This is a genomic window from Streptomyces sp. NPDC002851, assembly GCF_053591935.1.
This window is the reverse complement of the sequence record NZ_JBSFUT010000026.1, coordinates 112880-123243: the sequence shown is the minus strand read 5'-3', so window position 1 is coordinate 123243 and position 10364 is coordinate 112880. Positions and strand designations below refer to the sequence as shown.

Genomic DNA, 10364 nt, shown 5'->3' with positions numbered 1-10364 from the left:
AAACGCCCGGTTACATTCCGAACCCGGAAGCTAAGCCTTACAGCGCCGATGGTACTGCAGGGGGGACCCTGTGGGAGAGTAGGACGCCGCCGAACAATTCTTGGAGGACCCCTGGTCCCAGCGTTCAGCTGGGACCAGGGGTCCTTTTTGTTTCTTGCCAAAGCGCAACCGGTTGCCGAGTGCGCGAGAATGACTGCGGTACCGAAGACAGGAGTCACCGATGTCGACCAACTCTCCCGACGACCGACCGGAGCGCGAGCAGCGTCGACGGGACGATGGCGACCGCGGGGGCTTCCGCCGGGGACCGCGCCGTGACGACCGGCGCGACGACCGCGACCGTGGACGGGGCGGATTCCGCAGGGACGACCGGCGTGATGACCGTCGCGATGATCGCAGGGACGACCGCCGCGACGACCGTGGCGGATTCCGCCGGGACGACGACCGTCGCGGTGGCGGGTTCCGTCCGCGCAGCGACCGGGACCGTGACCGCGACCGTGGCGGCCGTCCCGGCTTCCGCCGCGATGACCAGCGATACGACGGACCGCGCCGCGACGAAAGGCGCGACGAAAGGCGCGATGACCGACGCGATGACCGACGCGATGACCGCCGGGACGACCGCCGTGATGACCGCGGCTACGACCGCGACCGTGGATTCCGCAGGGACAGCGACCGGGGCCCTCGGCAGCGTGACGACCGCGGCTACGAGCGACGTGATGACCGGCGTGACGACCGGGGCGGCGGCTACCGGCGCGATGACCGCGGCCACGACCGCAGGGACGACCGTGGCGGTTTCCGTCGGGACGACCGCCGCGATGACCGCCGTGACGACCGCGGCTACGAGCGCCGTGATGACCGCCGCGACGACCGCCGTGAGAGCGGTGACCGCCCCAGCTTCCGCCGGGACGACCGAGGCCGTGGCCCGCGTCGTGAGGATGGCCGTGGTCGGCCCGGTGGAGGCGGTGGCTTCCGGGGAGGACGAGACGACCGTCGTGGCGGTGGCGGCTTCCGTGGGCGTGACGACCGGGGCGGCCGTGGCCCGCGCCGCGAGGATCAGCGGGACCGTGAGCCGATCAAGCGGCTGCCGATCCCCGAGGACGTCACCGGCGAGGAGATCGACAAGGACGTACGGCAGGAGCTTCAGAGCCTGCCGAAGGGGCTTGCCGAGGACGTCGCCAAGAACCTGGTGATGGTCGCGCGGACCATCGACGAGGACCCCGAGCAGGCGTACGGCTACGCGAAGGTGGCGCTGCGGCTCGCCTCGCGCGTGGCCGCCGTACGCGAGGCCGCGGGCTTTGCCGCGTACGCGAATCAGAAGTACTCCGAGGCGCTTGCCGAGTTCCGGGCGGCGCGGCGGATGACCGGCTCGGCCGAGCTGTGGCCCGTCATGGCGGACTGCGAGCGCGGTCTCGGGCGGCCAGAGAAGGCCCTCGACATGGCCGGCGAGCCCGAGGTGCAGCGCCTTGACAAGGCAGGGCAGGTCGAGATGCGCCTGGTCGCCGCCGGGGCTCGGCGCGACATGGGGCAGCTGGACGCCGCCATCGTGACGCTGCAGAGCCCCGAGCTCGCCTCGCACTCCGTACAGCCGTGGACGGCGCGGCTGCGCTACGCCTACGCGGACGCGCTCCTGGCCGCCGGGCGGGAGAACGAGGCGCGGGAGTGGTTCGCCAAGACCCTCGAGTCGGACAAGGACGGCAGCACCGACGCCTCCGACCGGCTCGCCGAGCTGGACGGCGTCGAGTTCGTGGACGCCTTCGACGAGGAGAGCGACACCGACGGTGAGGGTGCGGAGCAGCAGCCTGCGAAGGATTCCGAGTCGGACACGGACTCCGGCACCGGATCCGACTCCGGCACCGGTTCCGACTCAGACTCCGGCGCCGGTTCCGACTCCGGCAACTCGGCGTCGTAAGGCCGCGGCGCGAGGGAAGAAGTAGCGCGACGGAAGAAGTGACGAGGGGCGGGACCGCACGGCGCGGTCCCGCCCCTCGTCGTATGTCAGTGGGCCAGGCTGCGCAGGACCAGGCCCGTGGCCGGTTTCGGGCCGAACGACGTGGACTTGCCGGGCATCGTGACGCCCTGGCGGGCCAGGTCGAGGACGATGTCCTCCCGCACGGGGTGCATGAGGACCGCGGTGCCGCCGTCGTGCTCCGCCTTTTCGATCGTGGCGGCCGTGTCGTGGATGTAGGCCAGGTGCTCCGGGGTGCCCGGGACCTGCCAGAGGTGCTCGATCAGCGTGGCGTGCAGGACGGACGCGTCGAGGGTGCGCCAGGTCTCCGGGCGGTCCTTGCGGACCGTGCGGTCGAGCAGCTCCGGGGACGGGCGGTCAAGGAGATGGAAGCCGCCGTGCATGCCGTCGCCGGACAACAGATACGCGTTGGACTCCGCGGCCGCCTCGGCCAGCGCCTCCAATGCGTGCGGCAGCGGTACGTCGAGGCGGCGCACCCGGAAGGCGTCGCCGACCGCCGACAGGGCCTGCGCCAGCGGAAGGCGGGGCAGCAGACGGTGGATGGCGCGGACCCGCAGCGGATAGCGCGCGGTGTCGACCAGGAGCACGAGGCCCAGGTCCCACGGGCTGGGCGAGGTGTGCTCGGCGCGCAGCCGCAGGTAGGTCGCCCAGCGGTGGTGGCCGTCCGCGATGAGGGCCTGCCGGTGCTCGAAGTCGGCGTTGATCTCGGCGAGTTCGGCCGGGTCGCTGACCGCCCAGAGCCGGTGGGCGCAGCCGTCCTCCGTGGTGGTGGCGAGCAGCGGGGCGTGCCGCACGGTGCGCTCGATGACGGCCGTGGCGCCGGTCGCGGTGCCCTCGCCGCGGTAACTGAGCAGCAGCGGCTCCAGGTTGGCGGCGGTCGCGCGCATCAGGTCGGCGCGGTCCTCGACGATGTGCGGCATCACGTCCTCGTGCGGAAGCACCACGCCGTCGGCCGGGTCGGACAGGGCGAGGGCGCCGATCAGGCCGCGTTGCAGCAGATCGCCGTTGCGCTGCTCGTAGACGTAGAGCGCCGGTTCGTCGTCCGGGGCGAGGATGCCCTCGGCGAGCCAGTCGTGGAGGGTGGCGGCGGCCTGCCGATGGCGGGCCTCGGGGGCGGCCGTCTGCGGCAGGATCAGGCGGACGATGTTGTGCGGGTCGGACGACTCCAGGTGGTGCAGCCCGTCGGGGCGCACCACCACGTCGTACGGCGGGGAGGTCACCGCCGCGAGACTGCCGACGCGCTCCGCTACGTAGCGCAGCCCGCGGAAGGGGTGGAGGTGCAGTCCTTTGCCGCCCGGACCCGTGGAGTTCATTGCTGCATCGTATGTGGGAACGCGGGTGCGAGATGATCGGGGGGAGTGACATCTGGCCTGGCACCGAGCGAGGAGTGATACGTAATGAGCCGTTCCGTCCGGACGACCCCTGCGGGCAGTGAGCGCGCGTTGAGCGAGGTGTACGACACGGCGCTGCTCGACCTGGACGGGGTCGTGTACGCGGGCGGGGCGGCGATCGCGTACGCGGTGCCGTCGCTGCTCGCCGCGCGCGACGGCGGGATGCACCTCGCGTATGTGACCAATAACGCGCTGCGCCCGCCCGAGGTCGTGGCCGCGCACATCACCGAGCTCGGGGTGCCCACCGAGCCCGCCGAGGTGATCAACTCGGCGCAGGCGGTGGCCCGGTTGATCTCCGAGCAGGTGCCCGCCGGGGCGCGGGTGCTGGTGATCGGCGGCGAGGGCCTGCGGGTGGCGCTGCGGGAGCGCGGGCTCGTGCCCGTGGAGTCGGCGGAGGACGATCCGGCTGCGGTGGTGCAGGGGTACGGCGGGCCTGAGCTGGCGTGGGGCCGGTTCGCGGAGGCGTGCTACGCCATCGCGCGCGGGGTGCCGTGGTTCGCCTCCAACACGGATCTGACCATTCCGAGTGCGCGGGGGATCGCGCCCGGGAACGGTGCGGCGGTCGAGGTGGTACGGATCGCTACGGGCGCCGAGCCGCAGGTGGCGGGGAAGCCGCTGCCGCCGATGCACCGCGAGACGATTCTGCGGACCGGTGCGGAGCGGCCATTGGTGGTCGGGGACCGTCTGGATACGGACATCGAGGGTGCCTTCAACGGTGACGTGGATTCGCTGCTCGTCCTGACCGGAGTGACCGATGCCGCGCAGCTGCTCGCCGCCCTGCCGGAACACCGCCCTACTTATGTGGACGCGGATTTGCGGGGACTGCTCACGGGGCAGCCCGAGGTGACGGCCGAGGGGGACGGCTTCCGGTGTGGCGGCTGGGTGGCGCGCGCCGGTGCGGAGGCGCTGGAGGTCGAGGGCGACGGGGAGCCCCTGGACGGGCTGCGGGCGCTGTGCGCGGCGGCGTGGACGGCGGCCGGGGACGGGGCTTGCGCCCTGGATGCGGGGAAGGCGCTGGCGCGGCTCGGGTTGTGAGGTTCCGGGGGCGGTGATGGTCAGGGTTCCGAGGGCGGCGACGGTCAGGGGTCCCGGGGCGGTGATGGTCAGGGGTCCGAGAGGCGGCGCGGCGAGGGTTCCGGCGGGCGCCAGCGGTCGCGGTTCTGACGGGTCGGCAACAGGCAGGTTCCGGCGAGCGGTGGCGGTGAGAGGGTAGGCTAACCTAACCTCCGTGTTGGTCGACAGTCCCTCCCCCGAGAGCACCGAAGAGCGCGGTGCCGCGCCGCCCGCGGTCGTCGCGCCGCCCCGGAGACAGCCGATGCGGGCCGTGGGCCTGCTGGTCTCCGTGGCCGTCCTGATCCTCGTCGCCGCCGCGAGCCTCGCGCTCGGCGCCAAGCAGATCCCTCTCGGGGACGTCTGGCACAGCCTGTTCGACCCCACCGGCACGGGCACCGGCTCCGCCAATGACATCGTCATTCACGACCTGCGGCTGCCCCGCACCGTGCTCGGCCTGCTCGTCGGCGCCGCGCTCGGCCTGGCCGGTGCCGTCCTTCAGGCGCTCACCCGCAACCCGCTGGCCGACCCCGGGCTGCTCGGCATCAACGCGGGGGCCTCGGCCACCGTCGTATCGGCCATCAGCTTTCTCGGCGTCACCACGCTGACCGGCTACGTCTGGTTTGCCTTCGCGGGCGCCGCCGCGGTCTCCGTGCTCGTCTACACGCTCGGCGGGGTGCGCAGCGCCACCCCGGTGCGGCTCGCGCTCGCCGGTACCGCCGTCACCGCCGCGCTGATCGGGTACATCAACGCCGTCGTCCTGATGGACACCGCGGCCCTGGACAAGATGCGCTTCTGGACGGTCGGTTCGCTGGCCTCGGCCTCGATGACGACCATCGGGCAGGTGGCGCCGTTCCTCGCCGTCGGCCTCGTACTCGCCCTGGCCCTGGCCCGGCCGTTGAACGCCATGGCCATGGGCGACGACACCGCCAAGGCCCTGGGTGCCAGCGTGAACCGTACGCGTCTGCTTTCCATGGTCGCCGCGACGCTGCTGTGCGGCGCGGCCACCGCCGCGTGCGGGCCGATCGCCTTCGTCGGCCTGATGGTGCCGCACATGGTGCGCTCCTTCACCGGCCCGGACCAGCGCTGGATCCTGCCGTACGCGACCGTGCTCTCGCCGGTCCTGCTCCTCGGCTCCGACGTCGTCGGACGGATCGTGGCCCGCCCCTCCGAACTCCAGGTCGGCATCGTGACCGCGCTGATCGGCGGGCCGCTCTTCATCTATCTCGTACGACGCCGAAGGATGACTCAGCTGTGAACGCGACGAAGGCGGCGAACTCGTCGAAGGCGTCGAACTCTTCGAATACGGCGGGGACTTCGAGGACGGCGGGGACTGCGAAGGCGTCGAGTGCGCCCAAGGCGACGGTGGCGGCGATACGCAGCCGGGGCGGCGGCCTCTCCATACGCTTCGCACCGCGCGCGTTCGTCGCCGTCGGGCTGCTCTGCGCCGCGGCGCTCACCACCGCCGTGGTCCTGATCGGCACCGGCGACTTCTTCATCCCCGCCGCGGACGTGGTCCGCGCGCTGTTCGGTCAGGGCGTGCCCGCGCAGGAGTTCATCGTCACGGATCTGCGGCTGCCGCGGGTTCTGGTGGGGCTGCTCGTCGGTGGCGCCCTTGGGCTCGCGGGCGCCGTCTTCCAGTCCATCTCCCGTAATCCGCTGGGCAGTCCGGACATCATCGGCTTCGGGCAGGGGTCCACGGTTGGTGCGCTCACCGTCATCGTGCTCTTTCAGGGCGAGGCGACCGCGGTCGCGGCCGGGTCGCTCGTCGGCGGCCTGGTCACCGGCGTCCTGATCTACGCGCTCGCCTGGCGGCGCGGTGTGCATGGCTACCGGCTCGTGCTGGTCGGCATCGGCGCGGCCGCCGTCCTCACCGCGCTCAACGGCTATCTCCTCACCAAGGCCGACATCGTCGACGCCGCCCGGGCGTACGTCTGGATGGCCGGGTCCCTCAACGGGCGCGACTGGGAACAGGTGTGGCCGCTGCTCTACCTGTGCGCCGTCCTCGTACCGCTGGTGCTCGCCAACGCGCGTCCGCTGCGGATGCTCGAGATGGGCGACGACGCGGCGTACGCCCTCGGGGTACGGCCCGAGCGCACCCGGTTCCTGCTGATGCTCTCGGCCGTACTGCTCACCGCGGGCGCGACCGCCGCCGCGGGGCCCGTGTCCTTCGTGGCGCTCACCGCGCCGCAGCTCGCCCGCCGACTGACCCGCTCGCCCGGCCCCAACCTGGTGGCGTCGCTGCTCATGGGCGCCACGCTGCTGATCGCCGCCGATCTGGCCGCGCAGCGCGCGTTCGGCGCGGACCGGCTGCCCGTCGGCGTCGTGACCGGGGTGCTCGGCGGCGTCTACCTGCTGTGGCTGCTCGCGGCGGAGCGCAGGGCGGGGCGGATATGAGCAGGCCATCCACTACGCGCAGGTCATCCACTACGCGCAGGCCATCGACCGTACGACGTGAATTTCCCGAGCCCACCCCCAGGAGCATGCCGCAATGAACCGCCTCATCGCCGACGACGTCACCCTCGGCTACGACCAGCGGATCATCGCGGAACGCCTCTCGGTCGGGATACCCGACCACTCCTTCACGGTGATCGTCGGCCCGAACGCCTGCGGCAAGTCCACGCTCCTGCGGGCCCTTTCACGGATGCTCAAGCCCACGCAGGGGCGGGTGCTGCTCGACGGACAGACGATCCACTCCATGCCCGCGAAGAAGGTCGCGAAGACGCTCGGGCTCCTCCCGCAGTCCTCGATCGCGCCCGACGGGATCACCGTGGGCGACCTGGTGGGGCGCGGCCGCTACCCGCACCAGGGCCTGCTGCGGCAGTGGTCCAGGGATGACGAGCGGGTCGTGCGGGAGTCCATGGCCGCGACCGGGGTCGCCGAACTGGCGGACCGGTACGTCGACGAGCTCTCCGGCGGGCAGCGGCAGCGCGTGTGGATCGCGATGGCCCTCGCCCAGGAGACGCCGCTGCTGCTGCTCGACGAGCCGACCACGTATCTCGACATCCAGCACCAGATCGACGTACTCGACCTCTGCGCCGAGCTGCACGAGGAGCAGGGCCGCACGCTCGTGGCGGTACTGCACGACCTGAATCACGCCGCGCGGTACGCCACCCACCTCATCGCCTTGCGGGACGGTGCCGTGATCGCGGAGGGCGCGCCGTCCGAGATCGTCACGGCCGACCTGGTCGAGCGGGTCTTCGGGCTGCCGTGTCAGGTCATCGACGACCCGGAGACGGGCACTCCGCTGGTGGTCCCGGCCGCGCGGAAGGCACGGCGGGTCCCGGCGGAGCCCGCTAAAGCAGCGTCCTGAGGCGGAGGAGGTCGCGGAAGGCGGCCTCCAGCTTCACCCGGCCCGAGGCCCAGGCGCGGGCGAAGTTCAGCTCGCCGTCGACCAGGGCCACCAGGTCGTCGCCGGTCATGGCGAGGCGGATCTGCGCCTTCTCGCGCGGCGGTCCGTCGTGTACGCCGGACACCGTGATCCGGCCGTTCTCGAGACGGCCGGTGAACGTGGTGTTCAGGTCCGTGATGAGGCAGCTCAGGGAGCGGTCGAGGGCGGCGGCGCTGCGCACGTCCCCGTCTGCCCCGGCCAGGTTGTCCGAGAGTTTTCCCAGTGCGCTGCGGCACTCGTCGATCGTCGCCATCGGGAGCGACGGTACCCCAGCGGTTCGCGGTAGCGTCGGGCCCATGAGCGACACGATGCCGGGTGCACAGGCGGACCCGGAGGGCCCTTCGGCGACCACTGAAGAAGCGACGGCCGCGGGCTTGGCGCCGAACGCCCCGGAAACCGTCTCTACCGAAGAAGCGACGGCCTCGAGCCTGGCGCCGGACGCCCCCGAAACCGTCCCTACAGAAGAAGAGACGGCCCCCGAAACCGCCGCCACTCCGTACGAGCCTGCCGCCCCGGCGCCGCTCGGCGTCCCCCGCACCCCCACCGGGAACGCCGAGGTGGACGCCGCCCTGGAGCGGCTCGGCGATGTCGACCACCTCGCCACGGACGGACATCTCGAGGTGTACGAGGATGTACACGACGGGATGCGGTCCACGCTGACCGCCCTCGACGCGCGCCCGGGCCCACCGGCCCCGGCCGCCCCCACGGGTCCGTACGACAACAGGAGCTGAACCGAACGTGGCAGGAGTGGCACGCCGCCGTCTCGACGCCGAGCTGGTACGCCGCAAGCTGGCCCGCTCACGGGAGCACGCCAGCCAGCTGATCGCCGCCGGACGCGTGACCGTGGACCGGAACACCGCGACCAAGCCCGCCACGCAGGTGGAGACCGCCGCCGCCATCGTGGTCGCCGCGGACGACAGCGACCCCGACTACGTATCGCGCGGCGGGCACAAGCTCGCGGGCGCCCTGCAGGCCTTCGTGCCGCAGGGCCTGGCCGTCGAGGGGCGGCGCGCCCTGGACGCGGGCGCCTCGACCGGCGGCTTCACGGACGTCCTGCTGCGCGCGGGCGCGGCCCACGTCGTCGCCGTCGACGTCGGCTACGGCCAGCTCGCCTGGTCACTGCAGAGCGACGACCGGGTCACCGTCAAGGACCGTACGAACGTACGCGAGTTGACCCTGGAGGCGATCGACGGCAAGCCCGTGGACCTCGTCGTCGGCGACCTCTCATTCATTCCGCTCGGCCTGGTCCTGCCCGCCCTGGCGCGCTGCGCGGCGGACGGCGCCGACCTGGTCCTGATGGTCAAGCCGCAGTTCGAGGTCGGCAAGGAACGGCTCGGCAGCGGCGGCGTGGTGCGCAGCCCCGAACTGCGTGCCGAGGCCGTGCGCACCGTCGCCGCGCAGGCGTGGAAGCTGGGCTACGGCGTGCGCGGCGTGACCGCGAGTCCGCTGCCCGGCCCGTCCGGTAACGTCGAGTACTTTCTCTGGCTCAGGGCCGGAGCGCCCGAGCTCGATCCCGCGGATGTCGAACGTGCAGTGGCGGAGGGGCCTCGTTGACCGACGTATCCGATGTTCCTGAAGTAACCGGTGTAACCAGTTCAACCGGTGCGGCCGCTGAACCCGAGGCGGCCGACGAGACGCGGCGTACCGTCTTCCTGCTCGCCCACACCGGCCGGCCCGCCGCGATCCGCAGCGCCGAACTCGTCGTCCTGGGGCTCCTGAAGAGTGGCATCGGCGTGCGCGTCCTCGAGGCCGAGGCATGCGACCTGCCGCTGCCCGCCGCCGTGGAGCAGGTCGCCGACGGCGGACCCGCTGTCGTGGAGGGCTGTGAGCTGATCGTGGTGCTCGGCGGCGACGGCACGCTGCTACGCGGCGCCGAGTTCGCGCGCGCCTCCGGGGTGCCGATGCTCGGCGTCAACCTCGGCCGGGTCGGGTTTCTCGCCGAGGCCGAGCGGGACGACCTCGACAAGGTCGTCGACCGGGTCGTCCGGCGCGCGTACGAGGTCGAGGAGCGCATGACCCTCGATGTGCGGGTACGCAACAACGGCGCCGTCGTGTACGCCGACTGGGCGCTCAACGAGGCGGCCGTACAGAAGATGTCCGCCGAGCGGATGCTCGAGGTCGTCCTGGAGATCGACGGCCGCCCCGTCTCCGGCTTCGGCTGCGACGGCATCGTCTGCGCGACGCCGACCGGTTCGACGGCGTACGCGTTCTCGGCGGGCGGTCCCGTGGTGTGGCCGGAGGTCGAGGCGCTCCTCATGGTGCCGATCAGCGCGCACGCCCTGTTCGCCAAGCCCCTGGTGACCTCGCCGTCGTCGGTGCTCGCCGTCGAGGTGCAGCAGCACACGCCGCACGGCGTGCTGTGGTGCGACGGCCGCCGCACCGTCGAACTGCCCCGGGGCGCACGGGTGGAGGTCCGCCGCAGCGCCGTCCCGGTGCGCCTCGCCCGCCTGCACCACGCGTCGTTCGCGGACCGCCTCGTCGCCAAGTTCGCGCTGCCCGTGTCGGGGTGGCGGGGGTCGCCGGACCGGACCTGAGGGGTTTTCCGGCGCCACGCGCGCGTGGCGGGTTT

10 protein-coding genes and 1 rRNA gene are annotated in these 10364 nt (G+C 72.3%); 9 read left to right on the top strand and 2 right to left on the bottom strand.

The window, feature by feature from the left end:
- Window positions 1–95: ribosomal RNA gene (rrf, locus tag ACWD10_RS25600) — 5S ribosomal RNA — on the top strand; the annotation flags it as partial.
- 983 nt (window positions 96–1078) lie between these two features.
- A complete protein-coding gene (locus tag ACWD10_RS25595) occupies window positions 1079–1906 on the top strand; it encodes a hypothetical protein (RefSeq protein ID WP_451094845.1) in 828 nt (275 codons plus the stop codon).
- Window positions 1907–1992: 86 nt separating this feature from the next.
- Here the strand turns inward: ACWD10_RS25595 and ACWD10_RS25590 are convergent, their stop codons facing one another.
- Complete coding sequence (locus ACWD10_RS25590) at window positions 1993–3276, bottom strand: DUF1015 family protein (protein WP_451094822.1); 1284 nt, start codon at window positions 3274–3276, stop codon at window positions 1993–1995.
- An 84-nt stretch (window positions 3277–3360) separates the two neighbouring features.
- On the opposite strand from ACWD10_RS25590, the gene ACWD10_RS25585 reads away from it, so the two are divergent.
- From ACWD10_RS25585 to ACWD10_RS25570, 4 genes are all read left to right on the top strand, one after another.
- On the top strand, window positions 3361–4389 hold the full coding sequence (locus ACWD10_RS25585) for an HAD hydrolase-like protein (protein WP_451094820.1): 1029 nt from the start codon (window positions 3361–3363) through the stop codon (window positions 4387–4389).
- A gap of 193 nt (window positions 4390–4582) precedes the next feature.
- Window positions 4583–5662 (top strand): FecCD family ABC transporter permease, encoded by a 1080-nt coding sequence (locus ACWD10_RS25580; RefSeq protein WP_451094818.1) that lies wholly within the window; start codon window positions 4583–4585, stop codon window positions 5660–5662.
- 107 nt (window positions 5663–5769) lie between these two features.
- A complete protein-coding gene (locus tag ACWD10_RS25575) occupies window positions 5770–6801 on the top strand; it encodes a FecCD family ABC transporter permease (RefSeq protein ID WP_451094816.1) in 1032 nt (343 codons plus the stop codon).
- A 94-nt stretch (window positions 6802–6895) separates the two neighbouring features.
- Complete coding sequence (locus ACWD10_RS25570; RefSeq protein ID WP_451094814.1) at window positions 6896–7717, top strand: ABC transporter ATP-binding protein; 822 nt, start codon at window positions 6896–6898, stop codon at window positions 7715–7717.
- Here the strand turns inward: ACWD10_RS25570 and ACWD10_RS25565 are convergent.
- Window positions 7701–8048 carry an alkyl sulfatase C-terminal domain-containing protein gene (locus tag ACWD10_RS25565; RefSeq protein WP_451094813.1) on the bottom strand — a complete coding sequence of 116 codons (348 nt, stop codon included), beginning with the start codon at window positions 8046–8048 and terminating at the stop codon, window positions 7701–7703. The two genes, ACWD10_RS25570 and ACWD10_RS25565, sit on opposite strands and share 17 nt — an antisense overlap.
- Before the next feature lie 175 nt (window positions 8049–8223).
- Between ACWD10_RS25565 and ACWD10_RS25560 the strand changes: the two genes are divergently transcribed.
- From ACWD10_RS25560 to ACWD10_RS25550, 3 genes are read left to right on the top strand one after another with little or no spacing between them, the layout of a single operon-like run.
- Window positions 8224–8526: a hypothetical protein gene (locus tag ACWD10_RS25560; protein WP_451094843.1), complete on the top strand. Its 303-nt coding sequence runs from the start codon at window positions 8224–8226 to the stop codon at window positions 8524–8526.
- A 7-nt stretch (window positions 8527–8533) separates the two neighbouring features.
- On the top strand, window positions 8534–9349 hold the full coding sequence (locus tag ACWD10_RS25555) for a TlyA family RNA methyltransferase (RefSeq protein WP_451094811.1): 816 nt from the start codon (window positions 8534–8536) through the stop codon (window positions 9347–9349).
- A complete protein-coding gene (locus ACWD10_RS25550; protein ID WP_451094809.1) occupies window positions 9346–10329 on the top strand; it encodes an NAD kinase in 984 nt (327 codons plus the stop codon). The genes ACWD10_RS25555 and ACWD10_RS25550 overlap by 4 nt, the downstream gene beginning before the upstream one ends.
- Window positions 10330–10364: the final 35 nt, after the last annotated feature.

What these genes read in the sequence shown, in the direction of transcription:
- ACWD10_RS25565 (WP_451094813.1), bottom strand. Translation starts at nt 8,048, where the DNA reads ATGGCGACGATCGACGAGTGCCGCAGCGCACTGGGAAAACTCTCGGAC.
- ACWD10_RS25570 (WP_451094814.1), top strand. Translation starts at nt 6,896, where the DNA reads ATGAACCGCCTCATCGCCGACGACGTCACCCTCGGCTACGACCAGCGG.
- ACWD10_RS25590 (WP_451094822.1), bottom strand. Translation starts at nt 3,276, where the DNA reads ATGAACTCCACGGGTCCGGGCGGCAAAGGACTGCACCTCCACCCCTTC.
- ACWD10_RS25585 (WP_451094820.1), top strand. Translation starts at nt 3,361, where the DNA reads ATGAGCCGTTCCGTCCGGACGACCCCTGCGGGCAGTGAGCGCGCGTTG.